Here is a 21,905-nt window from a genome sequence, read left to right on the forward strand (position 1 = left end):
CGAGGTGACAGCGCTTGGTAAAAGACACTGGATCACCTCCTTTCGTTGGTTTCGGAAGACCTCAATATAGGCGGCATTGCCTCCGCTGTTAAGGGGGCTGCCGCTTTCCGGAGGAACCGGCGCGGTCCGTAACAGCCGCCGATGACGCCGGAAAGCCGTGTCCTGAACAGTTGAGACCGCCGCCGGGCCGTGTTAGGGAGCCCCTGACGCGGGTGTAGCTCAATGGTAGAGCAGCAGCCTTCCAAGCTGAATACGAGGGTTCGATTCCCTTCACCCGCTCCAGACGTTCAGAAGCGCATTCAAGCCTGATCCAGGTCAATGTCCCCGGCGCCGGATGGTCTATCCATCGGTCGCAACTTCGGGACACAAAGACATGACCGACAAGCCGATCGACTGGACGCCGGATCTCTCCTTGCCGACCTCCAAATCCACCGTCCAGCACTTCATCGCAAACGCCGGCGGCGACCGCCTGGAGATCGACACCACGCCCTGGGGCGAGGCTGATCTTACGGTGAACGGCCGGTCGATTGCTCATCTCGAGACCGCAGCGAGCGCCGGCGAGGCGTTTCGGACGCTCGAGACGATCGCGGAAGATTTCGAAGCCGGCAAGCAAGCCAGCAGGGATGCGCGCCTCGATCAGGTGATCGAGGATGACGAGGTCCGCGAAAAGCTGGGTCTGACGCGCATCTAGGGCCGTCTCGGTCCGTGAGATCGCTGCTCGCGATGAGCGCCCGCCGCGCCCGTCGGAACGAAGCGACGCGGATCGCCTAGGAACCATCACGCGGCGCACGAGTTGGCCGGTCGGGCGGGACCGAAAGTCACACGAGGCCAAACCGTGCAGCAAGACGTGCGCGTGCGCACCACCGCGCAGATCGCGGGTCATCCGATTCATCCGATGCTGGTGCCGATCCCGATCGCGTGCTTCGTCGGCGCGCTCTTCACCGACATCGCCTATGTCGCCAGTGCCGAGATCATGTGGGCGGATTTTTCCGCCTGGCTCCTGCTCGTCGGCGTCGTCTTCGGCGTGTTGGCGGCGATCGCGGGCCTCACCGATTTTCTCGGCAACCGCCTGGTGCGGGCGCAGACGCCGGCCTGGCCGCATCTGATCGGCAACGCCGTCGCGCTGATCCTTGGCATCGTCAATGCGCTGATCCACACCCGCGATGCCTGGACGTCGGTGTGGCCGACGGGGCTGGTTCTGTCCGTGATCACGGTCCTGATCCTGCCGGTCACCGGCTGGCTCGGCTGGGCCCTGGTCTATCGCCACGGCGTGGGAGTTGCGCGATGAATTTCCCGATTGGACGCGCGCTGCTGTGCTCCTCGGTGCTGCTGCTGGCCGGCTGCGATGACGGCAGCGGCGATCCCAAGGCGCAGATCGGCGCCAACCCGAAACTTCCCGACATCCAGCAATATCTGCTGCCGCCCATGCACATCGCGCGCATCGTCGGCTGGAAGAAGGACGAGGCGCCTTCTGTGGCCGAGGACCTGCAGATCAAGGCGTTCGCGACCGGCCTGCAGCATCCGCGTTTCCTCTACGTGCTGCCCAATGGCGACGTGCTGGTGGCTGAATCCAAAGCGCCAAAGGGGGCAGGCATCAAGCGGCCCAAGGAGATCGTCATGGGCTATGTCGAGTCCTGGGCGACCTCGGGCGGCGACGACACCGGGCCCGGCAACCGCATCACGCTGCTGCGCGACAACAATGGCGACGGTGTGCCGGATACGCAAAGCGTCTTCCTCGACCATCTCAACTCGCCGTTCGGCATCGCGCTGGTCGGCAGCGATCTTTATGTCGCCAATGCCGATGCGATCGTCAGATATCCCTATGGGGAAGGCGACACGAAGATTACCGCGCCGGGCACGGTGCTGACATCGCTGCCGGGCGGACCGATCAACCATCACTGGACCAAGAGCCTGGTCGCCAGTCCCGACGGCTCAAAACTCTACGCCGGCGTCGGCTCCAACAGCAACATCACCGAGAACGGCATGGAGGCCGAGCACAACCGCGCTGCCATCCTCGAGGTCGATCGTGCCAGCGGGCGCTGGCGCGTGTTCGCGAGCGGTCTGCGCAATCCCAACGGCCTCAGCTTCGAGCCGCAGACCGGCGCGCTATGGACCGTAGTGAACGAGCGCGACGAGCTCGGTCCCGATCTCGTGCCCGATTACATGACCTCGGTGAAGGACGGCGGCTTCTACGGTTGGCCCTACAGCTATTACGGCCAGCACGTCGATCCCCGCGTCAAGCCGCAGCGGCCGGATCTCGTCGCCAGGGCGATTGCGCCGGACTATGCCCTGAGCTCGCATGTCGCGCCGCTCGGGATGGCCTTCAACACCGGGACGAGCCTGCCGGCGGCCTATCGCGGCGGCGCCTTTGTCGGCGAGCATGGCAGCTGGAACAGGCAGGTGCTCAACGGCTACAAGGTGGTGTTCGTGCCGTTCACCGATGGCAAGCCGAGTGGCCCGGCGCAGGACGTCGTGACCGGCTTTCTCAACAGCGACAACAAGGCGCGCGGCCGGCCCGTCGGCGTTGCCATCGACAAATCAGGCGCATTGCTGGTCGCCGACGACAGCGGCAACACGGTCTGGCGCGTCACCGCCGCACATCCGCAACTGACGCAACGTTAAGCTCGCGTGCGCGTTGTCCGGCAGACGTTCTTCTGAAACTCAAAGCCAGGAGTGGGACAATGGGCCTTGCTCAATATGCCATCGTGCCGGTGCGGAACGAATGGGGCGTGCTGCACGACGGCGACGTCAGGAACACCTATGCCACCAAGGAAGCTGCGTTCGAATCCGCGGTCGCCGCCGCATCGCTCGCGCTTCGTGAGGGGCACGAAGTCCAGGTCAGCGTGCCCGGCCGCGAAGCAGGAGAAAGCGCACTCGGCATCTAGCCGTCACACGATCAGCCGGCCGCGCCGCGCGGCGATGCCGATCGCAACCTCGGTGCCGGCATTGAAATCGAGACGGTCCGCCTCGATGCCGTCACTGAAGATGACGCCGTTCTCCGGCATCAAGGAGCGGATGCGCAATTGGTCGGCCGGGGCCAGCCGGCCGCAGACGAGATTGGTCTGCGAATGACGGCTCGGGAAGGGCTCGCGCACGGCAAAGCGCAGCTCCGGCGCATCCCAGGGCAGGGCTTCGTAACGCGTTAGCGGGGGAGGCCGGCCAAGGCTGCCGGCAATGGCCAGCGATCCCGTGATTATGCTCTTGAACCAGGCGGTTGATCCGAGCCCGGTCGAGACGATCAGGCCGCTCGAGGACTGCCGTTCCGTGGCGCCGCCGGTCGCAAGCTCGTAGATCGCCGAGACATGCGTGCGCGCGCCGACGAACAGGTCGTTGACGGCGTGGAGCACCTGACCATTGCTGAGCCGCGCCTCCGCCATCGTCACAGCCTGGCTGCCGCGCTTGTCGGCGGCGACTTCCGGCAGCAGCTTCGCAAGGTCGCCAGGGGCGAAGGGCAGCAGGATGCCGTCGTGGCGGGCGGGGTCCGGGTTGAGCCCGATCAGCGGATGGTCGTTGAGATATTTCATCGTGTTGGCGACGACGCCGTCCTGGCCGAGCGCGACCACGATGTCGTCGGGGGCAAAGATGAAGTTCGGCAGGAAGCTGCGGTCGATGACCTGATAGCGCCCCCATTGCTCCAGGACCTGCAACGTGGTGTGACGCTGCGCCCGGTAGACCTCGTGCTCGCGCTCATAGTCGGAGAAGTCGGCGCCGAGACGCTCCACGTAGAAGCGCGCCTGCGCCGCCGTGAGGTGGCGCGCGATCAGGTCCTCCAGCCTGGTCTTGCGCGTCACCAGCACGATCTTGCGGTCATTGGCGGCGGGCATTGGCGGCCTCCGTCGGCTTCGGCTTCTCCATCAGCTGGCTGAGCAGGTCCGGCGAGACGTTGAGCTGGCCGATCTTCTCGGCCTTTTCGGCGATGCCGGAGAAGGCCTGCGCGATCAGCTGCCCCGGCTGCATGCCGGCCGCAGCGAGCGCCTGGATCACGCGGGTGTCGACGCCCTCGAAGATCTTCATCAGCGCGCCGACGCGATAGGCCTCGGCGTCGGCCAGCGTTCTCGTATTTTCGGCATTGAGCCCGACGAAATCCTTGCGCTTGCCTTCCAGCACGATGTCCGCGGCCATGCCGGCCTCGCGCAGCTCGTTGCGCTTGGCCGCAACGCTTGCCTCGGCGTCCATCTGGGTCTCGCGGATCGAGCGCTTCTTCTGCTCGACCGCGATCTCGGTGTCGAGCTCGCTCTCGCGAATGGCGCGCTCCTGCTCGACGGCGAAGTTGCGCCGGGCGAAGATGGCCTCGTCCGCGTTCTTCAGGATCGCTTCGCGCGCTTGCGCCTCCAGCGCCCTCGCGGTGTCCGGCGTCGCCCTGATGCCGCGGATCGACACGCCGAGGATTTCGAGGCCGAGGGAAACGATGTCGGCGCGCGCCCTCAATCCGCCTGCGATGATGTCGGCGATGCGGTCGGAGGCCTGCAGCGCCTCCCTCAGCGTCAGCTCCTTCACTGCCTGCTGGGCGAGAACCTCGACCGTGCCGAGAATCCGTTCCGGCAGCTTCTCCGGATCGTCGCTCGCATAGGTCTTGCCGTCGGCCTTCAGCGTGAAGTCGAGCATCGATGCCGCCTTCTTGGGGTCGCTGACGCGATAGGTCACCTGGCCCTGCACGGTCAGCGTCTGAAAGTCGCGCGCGGTCTGCTCGAAGATGAAGGAGGCGTCGCGGCTGCCGATGGGCACGGCGACCAGCATGGTCACCGGCGCGTAATACAGCGCGGAAAGACCGGCGCCCTCGGCGACGATGGCGCCGGCGCGGTACTTCATCAGATAGGTGGTGGGCTGAGCCTTGATGAATCTGACGCCGAACATGGCCTTCTCCGATCGCTGTCTGTAAGTGTGCCTGAGCAACTAAGTAAGTTGGACTGTACAACTAACTATGCTACTGTCAAGGCCAAAGCAGCGGAGTTCGGCGATGGCAGGCGAGGCGCTTGGCAAAGACCTTGGCAAAGGGCTTGGGAAACCTGGACAATTGGACTTTCCGCGCCCGCTGACCACGGTCGATGTGGCGATCTTCACGATCCGCGACGACCGCCTCCAGGTGCTGCTGGTGCGGCGTCCGGCGGGCGAGGGCGAGCCGTTTCCGGAAAGCCTGGCGCTGCCCGGCGGCTTCGTCGATGTCGCGAAGGACCGCGATCTCGCGGCCTGCGCCGCCCGCAAGCTGAAAGAGAAGACCGGCGTCACCAGTCCGTACCTCGAGCAGCTCGGAAGCTGGGGCAGCGCGACACGCGATCCGCGCGGCTGGTCGGCGACGCACGCCTATTTCGCGCTGATCCCGGAGGAGGCCGGCGAGCTCTCCGCGGATGCGCGCTGGTTTCCGTTGTCCGGCGGCAGGCTGAAGGAGAAGCTCGCCTTCGATCACGGCGAGATCCTTTCGACCGCCATTCAGCGCCTGCGCAACAAGGTGGAGTATACCTCATTGCCGGCCTATCTGATGCCGGCCGAGTTCACGCTGCCGGATCTGCAGCGGGTCTACGAGATCGTGCTCGACCGTCCGCTGGAGAAGAGCGCCTTCCGCACCCGCATCCTGTCGGCCGACATGATCGAGCCGGTGGCGAGGATGCGGCGCGGCCCCAACCGTCCGGCGCAGCTCTATCGCCTGACGAAGGGCCGCGAGCCCGTCTATTTCGTGCGGACATTCAACCCGCCGGAATGAGCGCCCGATCGAACGCCGCCCTGCGGCCAGCGCTGCCATGCCATTCGGAACGGACATGCCCTCGAGCCCAGTCTCCGGCTAAGACTGGCTGTGCCGGCGCGATCTGCGCCTGCGGGGCAGGCGACGTCTGGAATGCGGTTCTTGAAATCTGACAGCAGGTTGATCGGCGTCCTGCTGGTGCTCGCCATCACCCAGCTGGTCGGCTGGGGTACGATCGGGCTTCCTGCCATCGTCGGGCGCGATCTCGCCGCCGATCTCGGCATGAGCCTGCCGGCCGTGTTCGCCGGCACGTCCGTTCTCTATGTCTCGATGGGCCTGTGCGCGCCCTGGCTCGCCAAATCGTTCGCGCGGCATGGCGCGCGGGCGGTCATGATGGTCGGCACCGTCGTGACCGTGCCGGGCTTCGTGCTGCTGTCGCTCGCGCGCGAGCCGATGCTGTATTTCGCGGCCTGGATCGTGCTCGGCATCGCCGGCAGCGCCACGCTGTCGACCGGCGCCTATATCATGCTGAACGAGATCGCCGGGCGGCAGGCCAAGCACGCGATCGGGGCCTTGATGCTGGTGACGGGCCTCTCCAGCAGCATCTTCTGGCCGACGACGTCGTTCCTGAGCGGTCACCTCGGCTGGCGGGGAACGTGCCTCGTTTATGCCGCGATGATGCTCGTCGTCAGCCTCCCGCTCTATGCGTTCGCACCGCGCCGGAGGATCGCCGGGGGCGATGCCGGCGAGCCGGCGAGGTCGGCGCCGCCGCCGGTCGTTCCAAGAAGCACTTTCGGCCTCGTGGTCGCCGCGATCACGCTCAACGCCTTCGTCAATTTCGGCATCAGCGCCATCATGATCGAACTGTTGCGGGCGGAGGGACTGGCGCCGGCGCAGGCACTCCTCTTCGGCTCCATGCTGGGCGTGATCCAGGTCAGCGCCCGCGGGCTCGATCTCCTCGGCGGCGGTCGGTGGGACGGGATCACGACCGGGCTCGTCGCGGGCACGGCGCTGCCCGTGGCGATGCTGCTCTTGATGCTGAGCGAGGGCGCAACCTGGGCGGTTGCGGCCTTCATCCTGCTCTATGGCGCCGGCAGCGGCGCGATGGCGGTGGCGCGGGCCACCATTCCGCTCGTGTTCTACGACCAGGCCGAATTCGCCAGGGCGATGTCGATGATCGCGCTGCCGCTCAATCTCGCCTCCGCGATCTCGCCGCCGCTCCTGGTCGGCCTGCTCGCCGCATTCGGCAGTCGCGGTGCGCTCGGTCTCACCTTCGTCTGCTCCTGCGCGACGGTGCTGATTTTGGTGCTGCTCGGACGGCGCCGGCCGCGCGTGGCGGCTGCCGCGACCTGAGCCGCTTGGGGCAATATTCGCGGCGCGGAAAGTCGCGGACGGCGAGGGCCTTTCGGGCCGGCAGGGGATAGCCGTATGCCGCCAGTGCAGTGCTCAGGGCCTCAAAATGGTGTATCCGCAGGGAGCACGGAATGGTGTGGAGCCGCCGTGCCAAGATCAGTTCCCCGGAGGAAATCGACATGTCGGCCTTGCCGCTCTCAGGCATCAAGATCCTTGACCTCACCCGCGTTCTCGCCGGGCCTTTGTCGGCCCAGATGCTGGGCGATCTCGGCGCGGAGGTGATCAAGATCGAGCGGCCGGGCACCGGCGACGACGCGCGCGCCTTCGGCCCGCCTTACCTGACCGATCCCGAGGGCAAGGCAAACAACAACAACTCGTTCTACCTCTGCGCCAACCGCAACAAGAAGTCGGTCACCGTCAACATCGCCAAGCCCGAAGGGCAGGCGATCATCCGCGAGCTCGCGAAGGACGTCGACGTCTTCATGGAGAACTACAAGGTCGGCGACCTCAAGCGCTACGGCCTCGACTACGAGACCATCAAGGCGATCAATCCCGGCATCATCTATTGCTCGGTGACCGGCTTCGGCCAGACCGGACCCTACGCGCCGCGTGCCGGCTATGACGCCATCCTGCAGGCGATGGGCGGCCTGATGAGCGTCACCGGCCACATGGACGGCGAGCCGGGCGAGGGCCCGATGAAGGTCGGCCCGTCCATCGTCGACTACATGACCGGCATGAACACCTCGATCGGCATTCTCTCCGCGCTCTACCATCGCGACGCCAACAAGGGCCAGGGGCAGCACATCGACGTCTGCCTGTTCGACACCGTCATCGCCTCGCTGTCGCACTGGCTGCAGATCTATCTCGTCAACGGCAAGACGCCGCCGCGGCGCGGCACCTGGGGCAATGGCGGCATGCCGGCCGGCGTGTTCCGCTGCACCGACGGCGAGCTGATGCTGGTGGTCGGCAATGACGGCCAGTTCCGGAAGACCTGCGCCGTGCTCGGCGAGCCGGAGCTGGCAAACGATCCGCGCTTCATCAAGAACAACGACCGTGTCGTGCACGGCAAGGAGATCATGGCGATCTTCGCCGGCCTGTTCCTGAAGCAGCCGGTGGCCTACTGGCTGGAGAAGCTGGAAGAGGCCGGCGTGCCCTCGGGTCCCATCAACAATTTCGAGCAGGTGTTCTCCGATCCCCACGTCCAGTCGCGCGGCATGCGGGTGAAGACGCAGCACAAGTTCGAGCCCGAGCTGTCGCTGATCCGCAACGCGCTGACCCTCTCGGGCACCCCCATCACCGAATATCGCGCCCCGCCGCGGCTCGGCGAGCACACCCAGGAGGTGCTCGGCGGCAAGCTCGGCTATGATGCCGGGAAGATCGACGAGCTGAAGGCGCAGGGGATCATCTAGGCTTTGCTTCTTACCCTCCCCTGGAGGGGGAGGGTCGCCGCGCATGCAGCGAAGCGGAATGCGCAGCGGGGTGGGGTGACAGTCTCTCCGCGTTGAATGGTGCCGGTGTGGAGAGATCACCCCACCCCGGCGCTCCGCGCCGACCCTCCCCCTCCAGGGGAGGGTAAGATAGAGTTGCGCTTCAAAGTCACGGTGAGATCGGGACAACATCGCATGACCAAAACCATCATCACCTGCGCCATCACCGGCAATCTCACCAAGCCCGAGCAGTCGCCGTACCTCCCCATCACGCCCGAGCAGATCGCGACCTCCGCGCTGGAGGCGGCCGAAGCGGGGGCGGCCATCGCCCACATCCATGTGCGCGATCCCGCAACTGGCCGCCCCTCGATGGAGATCGACCTCTACCGCGACGTCGTGGACCGCATCCGCGCCCGCAACAAGAGCCTCGTCATCAATCTCACCACCGGTCCCGGCGGGCGCTTCGTGCCCTCGATCGAGGATCCCCGCGTCGCCGGTCCCGGCACCACGCTGCTGCAGCCGGAAAAGCGCGTCGCGCACATCGAGCTGCTCAAGCCCGACATCTGCACGCTCGATCTCAACACCATGAACTCCGGCGGCGAGGTCGTCATCAACACGCCGCGCAACGTCCGGATCATGGCCGAGCGGATGAAGGCGGCCGGCGTGCTGCCGGAGATCGAGCTGTTCGACAGCGGCGACTGCCATCTGGCGCGCGACCTGTTCGCCGACGGCACGCTGAAGGGGCCGGGGTTGTTCTCGCTCGTGCTCGGGGTGAAGTACGGCTTCTCGGCGACGCCGGAGACGATGTTCTACGCCCGCAGCCTGCTGCCGCCGGGCGCGATCTGGTCCGGCTTCGGCATCGGCCGCGCCGAATTCCCGATGGTGGCGCAAGCTTGGCTGCTGGGAGGCCACGTCCGCGTCGGCATGGAGGACAATCTCTATATGTCCAAGGGCGTGCTGGCGAAGACCAATGCCGAGCTGGTCGCGCACGCCGCGGGCATCCTGAAGAGCCTGGGCGCGAGCGTTGCGAGCGCGGAAGATGCGCGGGCGATGCTGGGGCTGCCGGCGGCAAGTTGATCGCCGGCTCTGATCGGCGAGCCCTTGCCGAACCATGCACCTTTCAATGTAATCTGGAGTTGTGTACAGTAGTTTGGTTGATCCATTTTGCATAACTTGACGATTTTGCCGACGAGAATGGTCGATCAAATTCCAGAACAGCAATCTGATCGGATCAAGCGCGCCGCCTCGGCGGAGATCGAGGATCTGATTGCCGCTGATGAAGTTCTTGAGGCGCTAAAGAAGTTGCGCCTTCTCGTTGCCGATTTTGGCGACACTGAACAACGATCGCAGGTGACCCTCCTCCTAAGGAGCATGAACCGCGCAAAGAGTGAAGAGCGTGGCGGGCGTACGAGTACGGTCAACGTCAACGACGTCAGCCAAAGCGCGCTTGAACTCGTTGCGCAGCTCATCTCGTCCGACGGTGTCTGGTCGCCTGAAGCAACCGCACGAGACCCGAGCCGTGGACAAGGATATCAAGGTGCTCGGCCGGCCCCGGACAGTGACCAGCTCCGACGTCAGTTCATCCAATCCAGGAAATCCTCGTCCGGGCCTAGCCTGGTTGAAGCCGATGGTCTGGAAAGACAGTTTCCAAATGGAAGATTTTGTCTCGGCCCGCTCTCTTTCAAGCTGGGCACCGGCGAAGTTTGCGTCGTCATCGGAAAGAACGGGAGTGGAAAGAGCACCTTGTTGCGTTTGGTCGCGGGCCGCCTGCTGCCGACCGCAGGCTCGCTTTCTTATCCAGCGTTGAGCCCGACCAAGGATTGGTTCGAAATTCGGTCGAAAGTCCAATTCCTCTCATCCAGATTCTTCGGCACGCGTGCAGGGATTCGGCCGACTCTGGAATTCGCAGCCTCGACCGCCGGCAAGCTCGGGTCCGACAACGAGCGCCTCGTCGACGACTACCTTGCGCGCTATGATCTCGAACGTTATGCAAGCCGCCAATGGAACGAGTTGTCCGACGGCTATCTCATGCGTTTCGAATTAGTGAGGGCTCTTGTTTCATCCCCTGAACTTCTGATTCTGGACGAGCCTTTAGCAAATCTCGATATCGTCGCTCGACTGTCTTTTCTCTCTGATCTCGTCGAACTCGCAACAACGATATCCAAGCCGACGTCTGTCGTTCTGAGCACGCATCACCTAGATGAAGCCGAACTCGTTGCGGACAAGATTCTGATCTTGGAGCGAGGAGCCTGCATCTTTTCAGGAACTAAAGCTGACGTCCGGCAGCGTTCTCCCGGCTCGATATTTCATCTGGTGGGGGATCTTACTCGCGCGGCTTTCGGTGCTGTGTCCATCCGCGGGCTTCGTCACGTGAGCTCCATACTGGGAGGCGTTGCTCTACATTTCGACGACTTTCTAACCGTAGCCCAACTCTTCGAGCGGTTGGGCGTACTCCAGAATGAGCACATTGTGTCGGTGACCGATATTACGGAGTCCACCAAGAGCATTTTGCTCAATGATGGCTACAGCGGTCCTGTCGACGGCACCGGCGATGGGTGAAGACGTGGCGCGAAGTATTCTCGAGCGGGAGAGGGAGGGCGAGGTGCTGAAGGCTGGATTACTATGGATCGTCCGGATCTGGATATCGTTTCTCAAGCGGTTGCGGCGGCTTGACGTTCACCTACGAAGGCATGCCCCACTTCTCTTTGCACTGCGGGGCGATTGGATCGTGGGAATGGCGGTAATTGCCTGGCCAGTGGTTTTCATCTGCGCCTTGATACGGATTATCTATCCGATCGGGTTGGATGTGGCCTTCCTGGGGCTGTTGGTGTTTCTCAACGTTTGTGGAGTTTTGATTTGGGCGATGCAGGTAATCCTGAGATTTGATCAAATCAGGCCGGTATTTCGTTCAATACGTCACTATGGGTTCTGGCAGCTCTGCTTGGCTGCTGCAGTGATAGTGCTCCCCGCCTTTCTGGCCCTCGATCTCATCGCCGCCTCGATCCAGCAAGAGTCAGGACTTTACGTGCTTGCAGGGATTTCCGTCATGCTTGGGCTTCTGGTCATTCTCATTTCGATCCAGATCCACGTCAGGATTTCCGAGTCGTTCAATGTGTTTTTTGCCGATCTCGATTCTCTCTCTCCAGAAGTTCGAGTCTTTACGCGGAACGTCGCTGTTCTTGGTGTCACCTTCATTGCCTGCTTATTGGCATCGTCCTCGTCGATCCCCTGGTGGGAGAAGAATTCGTTCGAATGGATATATGACCTGGCTCGCAGGTTCGCGGTGTTTCCGTTGGAAAGGACAGTGCTTGTCTTCTACTTCGTCGAACTTGTTCTATGTGCCGCTTCAACGATCACCATCGTGTTGTATTGGCAGGACGCGAGAGAGAGCGGCAATTCTGCGTGGCTCCGTCGGATGCAGTCCGTCGTAGTGGGACGGACCGTGCTGTTGGGCGCAATTGTGGCTCAGGCCCTGATATTGATCTCGGGCCCTTCTCAAAAGAACCTCTCGGCCCCGGTCATGATTGGTGTTGCATCGCTGCTGGTGCTTGGGATTGATCAGATCTATCGCCGAGGAGATCGTATCATCATGGGGCCACGATCGTGAGCGTGCAGGGCAACGCGGAGCGCGGCATCAGGCTGAATCGGGCGCGCATGTTGGTTGCGGAGGGAGAGCTTCAGCTGGCGTTGGAAGACCTCCGAAGCCTGCTCAGCGGGATTGATCGCAAGCAGTATCGTTCGAGTTGGCGGAACCTGGTCCTGAACCTGATGTCTCGCCGCGCGAGGGCGGACCGTGATCGCCGGAGCGGAACGAGCGACGACCGGGCCTATGACCGCAGCCAGAACGAGATCGCGATTGGCATCCTCGAGCTAATCGACGAACTGGAACAGTCCGACGCGGTCATTGGGACGTATATCGTTGAGCAGCCAATCGCGATTTCCGCGGCAGCGATGGGCAATGCCGAGGTTCTGACGACGGATCGCAGCCGGCTGAAGAGTGTTGCCTGGCTGCGGCGGGGTTTGGACTGTGCGAAATCAGTGTGTCGAGTCGTGACCCCTAATCGGCGCGGCACCGGTTTCGTCGTAAATGCCAACACGCTGGTCACGAACCACCATGTGTTGGAAACGGCTTCGGAGGCGGCCGATACCGTAGTCGAGTTCAACTTCGAGGCGGATGATGAAGCCGGTCTTTGTGAAGTGGAGCGCTTCTACCTTGATGCCGCCACGTTCAAGACGAGCGAGACACTCGACTGCACGGCGGTCAAGATACGGGATTTTGGCGGCAAATGGGGGCAGCTGACCATCGAGGCCGGAAAATCCGTGAAGGTGCAAGACCACGTTGTCATCGTTCAGCACCCGCAGGCGGGTATCAAGCAAATCTGCATGACGGACAACGGGGTTGTGAACCTCTTCGAAAACTTCGTCCAGTATACGACTGACACGATGGCCGGATCGAGCGGGTCTCCCGTGTTTAATGACGAGTGGCGGGTGGTTGCGATCCATCACAAGGGAGGCGATCTGGCCAAGAACGTGGCGGGAGACGTCATCTTCGTCAATCAAGGCGTGCTGATGTCGGCGATCGTCGCCGATCCTGACTTGGCAGGGTTCATTTGCGCAGGGTGACGGGTGTCGGCGCTGAGCCTTGCCTGAGGCTTGCGGGCAATCCCCAGATAATCACGGTCCGTAGTCGCACAGGCTTCCGCTTCGCCTCCGACTCTGATTCGATCTCCCCACTTGAGTTCGGGGAGGGAAGTGAATGTCCTACACGATTGGATTCCAGGCCAAGAACCAGAAGTCGGTTCTGGCGACCGAGGCCGCCACCGCCAACCAGGCCGTCGCCATCGTTGCCGCGCTGCGGCAAAGCGCCGACGAAATAAAGTTCATCCGCTCGCCGCAGGAAGGCGAGATGGGCATCGAGATGCTGCTGCTGCTCGCCAAGGAAGAAGCCGAGGAGATGCCGCAGCAGGCCTAGTCCCCGCCACCACACTTCGATCAGAAGCGAAGCATATCGGCTACGAAATAGCGTAGTCAGCGATCAGTCTCGCTCGAGCCGAAGGTGGCTGCCATGAAACGCGAAGCGCTCCGCGTCGAACCGATCTCGTCCTTTCTCGATCGCGTGAAGGCGCCGACCTCGCCGGTGACGCGTGCCGGCAACATGATCTTCGTCGCCGGCCTGCCGCCGTTCGACCCTGATACGGGCGAGATCGGCGGGATGGCGATCGAGCGGCAGAGCGAGATTGTCATGGAGCAGATGAAGCTGTGCCTTCAGGCGGCCGGCGCCTCGCTCGACAACGTCATGAAGTGCAACGTCTACTGCACCTCGACCAAACACTTCGCCGCATTCAACGCGGTCTATGCCCGCTATTTCCCAATCGATCCGCCGGCGCGGATCTTCGTCTGCACGCCGGAATGGTTCGGCCCCTTCGACGTCGAGATCGATTGCATCGCGATGGTGTGAGGCGGGGTTGAGGCCTATCCGTCTTCGATGGTGATCCTAAATCTTCCGAATCCGCCGCAAAATTGCTTGCGCGCGCATCAAGTCTATTGAACAATCTTCGCGAGCATTTTAGCGGAGGCCTGATTGTTTTACAGACTTTTTCAATTGATGAGCCGTTGGTGGATTTCTTGGAAGCAATTCGCGGTGGGTTCAATTCGACTTGGCAGGAGGTGGTGGCGCTCGCTCAGCGGGTTTGGCCAAAAAGCTGTGAGCACAATCGCTGCTCTGGGTACAATATCTTCTCTTGTGCTTTGGGCAGTAGGCTCGGAACCGGCGCGAGATTGCCTGGCGCCAGATCTAAATTTCGATCAAGTCGAGAAGTGCTTTTTTAGCCGGACCAGCGAGCAGATGCGGGCTGCCTTCGTCGAAAGTCAACGAGGCCGTCGCCTTACATTTAAGACGAGCTTCCTCCTGGATGGATCTGATCCCGAGCGCGATGGACACCTTTTCTCTGTTGTCGGAAAATGGGGACCTCAGTCACAATACTCTCAGCCGACGATACTTTGCGAACGAACCTATTCGGCAAATCGTGATGCCCAAGAAGAGAAATCTTTTCGCGCCAAGCTCAAGCGAGGAGATTCAATCGGAGTCAGTGGCCTTATCGACACGATTTCTGAAAACCAACTGATACTTCATGAATGTCTGATATTCTCGCCGGCTTAATGGGAGAATTGGTGGATCATCGAGAGTTAGCAAAGTCTTCTTCCGTCATATGGGCGCATTCGTTAGTTGCCTACCACGGACAAGGGTCGACGAATTTCTTCTGTTACTAGCGCGCCGCCACCCGCGACGGCGCCTTCGTCTCGGTCTTCCTCGCCGTCAGCGCCATCGTCGCCACGCTGACCACGCGCTCCACCACGTCCTCGACGTCGTCGAGGTCGCATTTGCCTTCCGACAGCTTTGTCAGCCGCTCGCTCTCGCGGATGGTGTGGTGCGCCATCGCGAGCGCGAAGTTCAGGCCCCAGTAGATGTCGACGTCGCAGCGCTCGGGCAGGGCGCGGCGCATCGCGCCGGCGAATTTCCGCAAATGGTCGATCTCGCGGTTCTTGATGCGGCGGATCGGCGGCACGGATTCGATCGAGGCGCGGATCATGAAACGCGCCGCGGTCGAGCGCTGGTTCTCGGGGCCGAGGCAGCCGCGCAAGGTCGGTCCGACCAGCGCGCGCAGGATCACCTCGATCGGCGCGCGGCCGCCGCCTTGCTCCTCAGCCGCCTTCAATTCGCGCAGGCGCTCGCGGTTGGTCTGAACCGAACGCGTGACGAATAATTCCGCGATCAGCTCGTCCTTCGAGCCGAAATGATAGTTCACCGCCGCGAGGTTGACGCCGGCTTCCGCGACGATGTCGCGCAGCGTCACGTCGCCGAAGCCGCGGTCGGCATAGAGCCGTTCGGCGGCGGCGAGAATGGCAGACCTTGTGTGATCGCTGGCCATGAGGGCGCCCGGGGAGGGGAGTTGCAATTCAAACAGTTGTATGAAACTATCGTTTGAAGGCCGGAGAATGTCAATCCGCAATCGGGACTCGTTCGCAACTCGCGGGCCAGCTCGGGCCGCCTCGCAATGCGCGGGTTCGCGCTTGCGGGCCGTGCCATGCGGGAGGACAGTCCGGGCAAAACGAGTTCGCAAAAGAGAGACGAGGAGCGTCCCATGGATTTCGATCTGTCCCCCAAGCAGAAGGAATGGCTCGACCGCGTGCGGTCCTTCATGGCCAAGCATGTGCGCCCGGCGGTGCCGATCTACGATCAGCAGGATCACAGCGGTGAGCGCTGGAAGGTGATCCCGGTCCTCGAGGACCTCAAGAAGAAGGCCAAGGCCGAAGGCCTCTGGAACATGTTCATGCCGCCGAACGAGCATGAGGATGACGAATTCCGCGGCGCGGGATTGACCAATCTCGAATACGCGCTGCTGTCCGAAGAGATGGGCCGCATCACCTGGGCCTCGGAAGTCTTCAACTGTTCCGCGCCCGACACCGGCAACATGGAAGTGTTCCTCCGCTACGGCTCCAAGGAGCAGAAGCGCAAATGGCTGCGTCCGCTGATGGACGGCGAGATCCGCTCGGCCTTCCTGATGACGGAACCGGCGGTCGCGTCGTCCGACGCCACCAACATCGAGACCCGCATCGAGAAGGACGGCGACCATTACGTCATCAACGGCCGCAAATGGTGGTCGTCCGGCGTCGGCGATCCCCGCTGCAAGATCGCGATCCTGATGGGCAAGACCGATTTCAAGGCGGCCAAGCACCAGCAGCAGTCGCAGATCCTGGTTCCGCTCGACACACCCGGCATCAAGGTCGAGAAGATGCTCCCCGTCTTCGGCTTCGACGACGCGCCGCACGGCCACGCCCAGGTGCTGCTCGATAACGTCCGCGTGCCCAAGGAGAACATCCTGCTCGGCGAAGGCCGCGGCTTCGAGATCGCGCAGGGCCGGCTCGGCCCGGGCCGTATCCATCACTGCATGCGCACCATCGGCAAGGCCGAGGAGGCGCTGGAGAAGATGGTGAAGCGGCTGTCCTCGCGCACCGCGTTCGGCAAGAAGATCGTCGAGCACTCGGTGTGGGAGCAGCGCATCGGCGAAGCCCGCACCAACATCGAGATGACGCGTCTGCTGTGCCTCAAGGCGGCCGACATGATGGACAAGGTCGGCAACAAGACCGCGCAGGCCGAGATCGCCATGATCAAGGTCGCAGCGCCCAACATGGCGCTGAAGATCATCGACGAGGCGATCCAGGCCTTCGGCGGCGCCGGCGTCTCGGACGAGGCGGGCCTCGCCAAGGACTACGCCCACATCCGCACGCTCCGTCTCGCCGACGGTCCGGACGAGGTGCACAATCGCGCCATTGCCAGGCTCGAGGTTCGGAAGTATGCCAACTCTCCCAGTCACTAAGAGGGAGAGCCGGGCGGCGCTCCCGACTTGAAGAAACGACAGGGCATGGTCCCATTCGCAATGACCGCTTGACGCAAGTGCGTCAGCGGTTACCGATTAGGATCATGCTCGACCTGAAAAGGTCAGGACTGAAGAGGGAGCGTCATGGCCGACGGCGTCAGGAAAGACGAAGAGTTTTCGGGCACCAAACCCGTCGAGGAGCGGCATCGCTTCGACGAGATGCGGCTCGAGGCCTGGATGCGCGAGCACGTCGAAGGCTTCGAGGGCCCGCTGGTCGTCCTGCAATTCAAGGGCGGCCAGTCCAACCCGACCTATCGCCTCAACACGCCGAAGCGCTCCTACGTGATGCGTCGAAAGCCGTTCGGCAAATTGCTGCCGTCGGCGCATGCGGTCGACCGCGAGTATCGCGTCATCGCGGCCCTCGGCAAGCAGGGCTTTCCGGTCGCGCGCGCCTATGCGCTGTGCCAGGACGACAGCGTGATTGGAGCTGCCTTCTACATCATGTCGATGGAGGAGGGGCGTGTGTTCTGGGATCCGACGCTGCCGAGCCAGGACAGCGATGCACGTCGCAAGATCTTCACCAGCAAGATCGAGACGCTGGCGAAGCTCCACATGTACGATCCCACGGCGATCGGCCTCGGCGACTTCGGCAAGCCCGGCAATTATTTTGCGCGCCAGATCGACCGCTGGACCAAGCAGTATCGCGCGTCCGAGACCCAGCACATTCCGGAGTTCGAGAAGGTCGCCGAATGGCTGCCCAGGACCGTGCCGGAGCAGGCGCGCGTCTCGATCGTCCACGGCGACTACCGTCTCGACAACATGATTTTCCATCCGACGGAACCGCGGGTGCTGGCCGTGCTGGACTGGGAGCTGTCGACCCTCGGCGATCCCATGGCCGACTTCACTTATCTGTTGATGCAGTGGGTTATGCCGGGTCTCGAGGGCGCCGACCTCAAGGCGCTCAACATCCCGAGCGTGGAGGAAGCCGCCCAGATCTATTGCAACGTCACCAAGATGACGGTGCCCGATCTCAACTGGTACTTCGCCTACAATCTGTTCCGCCTCGCCGGCATCACGCAAGGAATCGCCGGCCGCGTCCGCGACGGCACCGCCGCCAACGCCAAGGCGCTGGAATCCGCCAAGCGCACCGTGCCGCTGTCGAAGGCGTCATGGGAGTACGCGCAGAAGGCGGGCGCGGTGTAGGAATGAAAAAGGCGCGGCCGATGGCTGCGCCTTTTTCTTTTGCGTTCTTGCACAGCTCTCGTGTCCCGGACGCGGTGCAGCACGCAGTGCTGCTCCGCAGAGCCGGGACCCAGCAAGCTCCAATTACCCCTTCGCACAATGCGCGATCAGCTTCTCCACGAAGCCTGCGCATTTCTCCAGCTCCGCCATCTCCACGAACTCGTCCGGCGTGTGCGCCTGCGCGATCGAGCCCGGTCCGATCACCACCGACGGGATATCGGCGATGGCGGAGAACAAGCTCGCCTCGGTGCCGAACGCGACCTTGGCGTGGTCATTGCGCCCGGCAAGGCTCTTGGCGAGCGTGACGATCGCGGCATCGGCGGCGGTGTCGAGCGCGGGGTAGTCGAGGATCTCCTCGAAATCGATACCGCAGTCCGGATGCCGCGCCTTCATCGCCGGCTCGAGCTCGGCCCTGGCCCAGGCGACGATCGCATCCGTCACCTCGCGTGACTCGGTGATGCCGATGCCGCGGCATTCGAAATCCACCGCGCAGGTGTCGGGCACGATGTTCAGCGCCGCGCCGCCATGCACGATGCTGGTGAGCAGCGTCGAGTGCGGCACGTCGTAGAGGCTGTCGTTCGCCCGCGCGAGCGCAAGCTTCTCGGCGCGGCGGCGGATCTCGACGATCAGCTCGGCGGCATATTCGATCGCGTTGACGCCGTCGGGCGCGATCGAGGAATGGCGGGCGAGGCCGTGGAAGGTGGCGCGCACGCCGTGCTTGCCCTTGTGGCCGATGATCACCTTCATCTCGGTCGGCTCGCCGATGAAGGCACCCAGAGGCTTGACTTTCTTCTTCGCGATCTCGCCGAGCATCGGCCGTACCCCGACGCAGCCGATCTCCTCGTCATAGGAGATCGCCAGATGAATCGGCGTTGCGAGCTTTGCCTCCACCATCTCCGGCACCATGGCGAGGCACACCGCGACAAAGCCCTTCATGTCGGTGGTGCCACGGCCGTAGAGCTTGCCGTCGCGCTCCACGAGCTTGAACGGGTCGTGGCTCCAGTCCTGGCCCACGACGGGCACGACGTCGGTATGGCCCGACAGCACGAGGCCTGGCCGGTCCTCGGGGCCGATCGTGACCCACAGCGAGGCCTTTTGCCCCGTCGTGTCGACGACGCGCTCGCCCTTGATGCCGAACGTGGCGAGGTAGCTCTCGATATGGGCAATCAGCGGCAGGTTGGTGCGATCGCTGACGGTGTCGAACGAGACGAGGTCGGCGAGGAGCTTGCGAATCCGGTCGGGTCTTGAGTCCAGCATTCTCGGGATCATGTGATGGGAGGGGTGTGGTCGGCTCTGCCGCCTGCACGAACCATACCAAGGGATCGGCCTGGCATGCAAACCCACCCGGCGAGGGCGGTCATGGCCTCATGCCGCCCGGCTCGCTCAGTTCTTCGGGGCCGCGCTCTTCCTGGCCGGGGCGGCTGGGGGCGCGGCGGCGGCTTCCGGCGGCGCCTGCGGCGTTGCCACCGAAATGCCGTAGGGCCGCCACTGGTTGCCGACATTCTGGAAGGTGAGGTCGAAATTGATCTGGAGCGGACGGGTCGGAAAGAATCCCGTCAGGCGCAGCATCTTGCTGGGATCGAGATAGGGCGGCGTCGACAACTGCGGCGCGGCAAGGGCGACCGAGAACAGGTCGAAATTCCGCCGGCGCAGGTCGGTGAATCCAAGCGCGAGATCCGCAGCGGTGTTCTTCGCCTGGAAATCGGGCGCGGCAAGGTCGCGCAGCACCGAATAGTTTCCGCTGCGGTTGGCGTCGTTGAGCGTCAGCAGTGTCGAGCGGATCAGATAGAGCGCCTGTTCGGGGCTGACCGGGAGTTGCGGCGGCTGCTTGGTGGCAGCCTTGTCGTCCTCGGCGCTGATCGGGTTCATCACGACCGGCGACAGGGCGAGCATCACGCCCAGAACGGGGCCGAGACATTTTCGCAAGCGCATGGCCAGATCCGAACTCACCATCCGAGCCGGTCTCCGATCCGCGCGCCGAATCCTGTCAATCCAGGTCGGGCGCACGCATGCGAGCCCATGAAATCGTGCATCACCATTCCTCAAACCAATCCGAGCCCAACGACACTAGCGGTTCGATCGAACGGAATCTGTCACTGTCCGGCAACATCCAGACATTCGAAATAGCCGCAGCGCGCCCGGTCGGGCGGCACCGTCCTTAGTTCAGCGTCCACGACGCGCCGGCCCGCACGCCGATGGCGCCTTGCTGCGCTGCCGTGAACGCTGCGTTGAAGCGCATGGCGTCCGAATAGGAGTAGCCGAGGCCGACCGCGAGGCCGGATTGCCCCTGGAAATTGCCGAAACCGCCTGAGACCGAGACCTTGCCCGGGCGCGGATCGAATTGCAGGCTGGACGCCGCCAGCGCCAGTGCCACGCCGCCGCGCGCCTCCCGCGTCAGGCTGTCGACGCGGTTACTCAGCGTCGCCAGCTGGGCGTTGATCCCCTGGATGTCGGCTGCCGATGCGAGCCCGAGGCCGGCCAGCGTCGTCGTCGCGAGATTGCCGGCGGCGTCCGACGTCACGAGCTGGGTCGGCCCGGACTGCGCGGCCTTGCTCGCGGCCGAGCTGATTCCGCTCATCGTGTAGGTGCTGGCGGCGGTGCCGACTACGACCTGGTTGGCGCGCGTCGTGGCTGCGCCGCTGCCGATCGCAACCGAGTTGTCGAAATTCGCAGCCGCGCCGGTGCCCATCGCGATCGCGTTGACGCCGGCCACCGTGGTGCCGTTGCCGATCGCGACTGCGGAGGCGCCGGAGACGGTGCTGCTGTTGCCCATCACGATCGCATTGGTCGCGTTGACGGCGTTGCCGCTGCCGAACACCGAGGAGCCGGCGGCGCTCGCGGTGGCTGCGACGGCGTTGTTCGAGCCGACGAGCTGGATGTCGTCGCCGTTGCCGGCGACGGCGGGCCCGTTCACAACGTTGTTGTCGCCGAGCACGAAAGAGCCGTTGCCGTTGACGGTATTGGGATCGCCGATCGCGAAACTGCCGTTGCCGTTGACGGTCTGCCCGGTGCCGAACGCGCCGCTGTTGTCACCGGTCACATTGTTGTTGAAGCCTACGGCCGTGCTGTTGGTGCCGGCGGCGACGCTCTGATTTCCGAGGGCGGTGCTCCGGCTGCCGAGCGCCTGCGCGTTGGTGCCGAAGGCGGAGGCAATGAAGCCGGTTGCGACCGAAAGTGTGCCCACCGCGACGCTGGCGTTGGAGTCGCCGCTGGCGTTGGCACCGCGGCCGATCGCGATATTGTTGCTGAAATTCCCCTGTGCGTTCGCGTTGCCGCCCGCGGCGATGTTGAAGCTCAGATCGCCGTTGGCATTTGCCGAGAAACCGACCGCCACGTTTCGTCCCGAGTCTCCCGCCGCGGAGCTGGACGTGCCGATCGCCGTGTTCCTCGGGATGGAGCCGGGCGTGCCGCTTGCATTGGCGTTGATGCCGCAAGCGAAAGTGTTGGTGCCGCCGGACGCGTTGGCTCCTGCATCCGATCCGGTCCCGGCCTGGCCGCAGATGAATTGCGCCGCAGCGGGGCCGTTTTCGGACAGCAGACACAGGGACGACATGGCCAGGATCGCGACCAGGCGCACCATGTCATCCAGGCACGGCCGGCGATTGGAAACGCGCCGCGTCTCGGCTGGTCGACGAGATATGAGTCCCGCCCAATTCAACATCACGTCGTTCTCGCCCTTGCCCGCAGGAGGTGCATCTGCCTCGTGACTGCCCGCGATCGCGATGCGATCGCCGCGCTGCATCGGGCCGAAGCCGCGACGTGCAACGATTTGTGGTTGCCGAGTCTATTGCTCCGGCCGGGCAAGCTCTACCGCTTGGCACGCAACCG

General features: G+C 63.5%; 21 protein-coding genes and 1 tRNA gene. 16 read left to right on the forward strand and 6 right to left on the reverse strand.

Annotation, left to right across the window (positions count from 1 at the left end):
* The first annotated feature begins 208 nt into the window (after positions 1-208).
* The 5 genes from CO669_RS05135 (at position 209) to CO669_RS05155 (ending at position 2,885) form a co-directional block, all read left to right on the forward strand.
* Positions 209-282, forward strand: a tRNA-Gly gene (locus CO669_RS05135).
* Between the two features lie 91 nt (positions 283-373).
* On the forward strand, positions 374-691 hold the full coding sequence (locus CO669_RS05140) for a hypothetical protein (protein WP_143278619.1): 318 nt from the start codon (positions 374-376) through the stop codon (positions 689-691).
* Positions 692-835: 144 nt separating this feature from the next.
* Positions 836-1,288 (forward strand): DUF2231 domain-containing protein, encoded by a 453-nt coding sequence (locus tag CO669_RS05145; RefSeq protein ID WP_097658687.1) that lies wholly within the window; start codon positions 836-838, stop codon positions 1,286-1,288.
* Entirely contained in the window at positions 1,285-2,622 is a 1,338-nt protein-coding gene (locus CO669_RS05150; protein WP_097658688.1) for a PQQ-dependent sugar dehydrogenase, read from the forward strand. The genes CO669_RS05145 and CO669_RS05150 overlap by 4 nt, the downstream gene beginning before the upstream one ends.
* Positions 2,623-2,681: 59 nt before the next feature.
* Positions 2,682-2,885, forward strand: a complete 204-nt coding sequence (locus CO669_RS05155) for a hypothetical protein (protein WP_097658689.1) — start codon at positions 2,682-2,684, stop codon at positions 2,883-2,885.
* Between the two features lie 3 nt (positions 2,886-2,888).
* Here CO669_RS05155 and CO669_RS05160 read toward each other — a convergent pair whose 3' ends face one another.
* On the reverse strand, positions 2,889-3,824 hold the full coding sequence (locus CO669_RS05160; RefSeq protein ID WP_097658690.1) for a diacylglycerol kinase catalytic domain-containing protein: 936 nt from the start codon (positions 3,822-3,824) through the stop codon (positions 2,889-2,891).
* Entirely contained in the window at positions 3,808-4,854 is a 1,047-nt protein-coding gene (locus tag CO669_RS05165) for an SPFH domain-containing protein (RefSeq protein WP_097658691.1), read from the reverse strand. Before CO669_RS05165 ends, CO669_RS05160 begins: the two co-directional genes overlap by 17 nt.
* A 103-nt stretch (positions 4,855-4,957) precedes the next feature.
* On the opposite strand from CO669_RS05165, the gene CO669_RS05170 reads away from it, so the two are divergent.
* The 9 genes from CO669_RS05170 (at position 4,958) to CO669_RS05210 (ending at position 13,915) form a co-directional block, all read left to right on the forward strand.
* The gene (locus CO669_RS05170) at positions 4,958-5,698 is read left to right on the forward strand and encodes an NUDIX hydrolase (protein WP_097658692.1); all 741 of its coding nucleotides are present in this window, start codon (positions 4,958-4,960) and stop codon (positions 5,696-5,698) included.
* Positions 5,699-5,830: 132 nt separating this feature from the next.
* Complete coding sequence (locus CO669_RS05175) at positions 5,831-7,030, forward strand: MFS transporter (RefSeq protein ID WP_198963844.1); 1,200 nt, start codon at positions 5,831-5,833, stop codon at positions 7,028-7,030.
* Positions 7,031-7,209: 179 nt separating this feature from the next.
* Entirely contained in the window at positions 7,210-8,439 is a 1,230-nt protein-coding gene (locus tag CO669_RS05180) for a CaiB/BaiF CoA transferase family protein (protein WP_097658967.1), read from the forward strand.
* A 213-nt stretch (positions 8,440-8,652) separates the two neighbouring features.
* The gene (locus tag CO669_RS05185) at positions 8,653-9,534 is read left to right on the forward strand and encodes a beta-keto acid cleavage family enzyme (protein ID WP_097658694.1); all 882 of its coding nucleotides are present in this window, start codon (positions 8,653-8,655) and stop codon (positions 9,532-9,534) included.
* Between the two features lie 117 nt (positions 9,535-9,651).
* Positions 9,652-11,016 (forward strand): ATP-binding cassette domain-containing protein, encoded by a 1,365-nt coding sequence (locus CO669_RS05190; RefSeq protein ID WP_097658695.1) that lies wholly within the window; start codon positions 9,652-9,654, stop codon positions 11,014-11,016.
* A complete protein-coding gene (locus CO669_RS05195; protein ID WP_143278620.1) occupies positions 11,009-12,064 on the forward strand; it encodes a hypothetical protein in 1,056 nt (351 codons plus the stop codon). Before CO669_RS05190 ends, CO669_RS05195 begins: the two co-directional genes overlap by 8 nt.
* On the forward strand, positions 12,061-13,080 hold the full coding sequence (locus tag CO669_RS05200) for a trypsin-like peptidase domain-containing protein (RefSeq protein WP_097658697.1): 1,020 nt from the start codon (positions 12,061-12,063) through the stop codon (positions 13,078-13,080). Before CO669_RS05195 ends, CO669_RS05200 begins: the two co-directional genes overlap by 4 nt.
* 133 nt (positions 13,081-13,213) lie before the next feature.
* Entirely contained in the window at positions 13,214-13,429 is a 216-nt protein-coding gene (locus tag CO669_RS05205; protein WP_097658698.1) for a hypothetical protein, read from the forward strand.
* 93 nt (positions 13,430-13,522) lie between these two features.
* Positions 13,523-13,915, forward strand: coding sequence for a RidA family protein (locus CO669_RS05210; RefSeq protein WP_198963845.1), 393 nt, complete (start codon positions 13,523-13,525; stop codon positions 13,913-13,915).
* A gap of 808 nt (positions 13,916-14,723) precedes the next feature.
* On the opposite strand, the gene CO669_RS05215 is transcribed toward CO669_RS05210, so the two are convergent.
* Entirely contained in the window at positions 14,724-15,386 is a 663-nt protein-coding gene (locus CO669_RS05215) for a TetR/AcrR family transcriptional regulator (RefSeq protein ID WP_097658700.1), read from the reverse strand.
* A 213-nt stretch (positions 15,387-15,599) separates the two neighbouring features.
* Between CO669_RS05215 and CO669_RS05220 the strand changes: the two genes are divergently transcribed.
* Together CO669_RS05220 and CO669_RS05225 are read left to right on the forward strand one after the other, a co-directional pair.
* Positions 15,600-16,835 (forward strand): acyl-CoA dehydrogenase family protein, encoded by a 1,236-nt coding sequence (locus tag CO669_RS05220; RefSeq protein WP_097658701.1) that lies wholly within the window; start codon positions 15,600-15,602, stop codon positions 16,833-16,835.
* A 144-nt stretch (positions 16,836-16,979) separates the two neighbouring features.
* Entirely contained in the window at positions 16,980-18,038 is a 1,059-nt protein-coding gene (locus CO669_RS05225) for a phosphotransferase family protein (protein WP_097658702.1), read from the forward strand.
* Between the two features lie 123 nt (positions 18,039-18,161).
* Here CO669_RS05225 and argE read toward each other — a convergent pair whose 3' ends face one another.
* From argE to CO669_RS05240, 3 genes are all read right to left on the reverse strand, one after another.
* Entirely contained in the window at positions 18,162-19,334 is a 1,173-nt protein-coding gene (gene argE, locus CO669_RS05230; protein ID WP_097658703.1) for an acetylornithine deacetylase, read from the reverse strand.
* Positions 19,335-19,460: 126 nt separating this feature from the next.
* Positions 19,461-20,009, reverse strand: a complete 549-nt coding sequence (locus CO669_RS05235) for a hypothetical protein (protein ID WP_245444167.1) — start codon at positions 20,007-20,009, stop codon at positions 19,461-19,463.
* A gap of 226 nt (positions 20,010-20,235) precedes the next feature.
* Positions 20,236-21,657, reverse strand: coding sequence for a YadA family autotransporter adhesin (locus CO669_RS05240; RefSeq protein WP_198963847.1), 1,422 nt, complete (start codon positions 21,655-21,657; stop codon positions 20,236-20,238).
* Positions 21,658-21,905: the final 248 nt, after the last annotated feature.

The sequence above is a fragment of the Bradyrhizobium sp. Y36 genome (genome assembly GCF_002531575.1).
Lineage (GTDB): Bacteria > Pseudomonadota > Alphaproteobacteria > Rhizobiales > Xanthobacteraceae > Bradyrhizobium.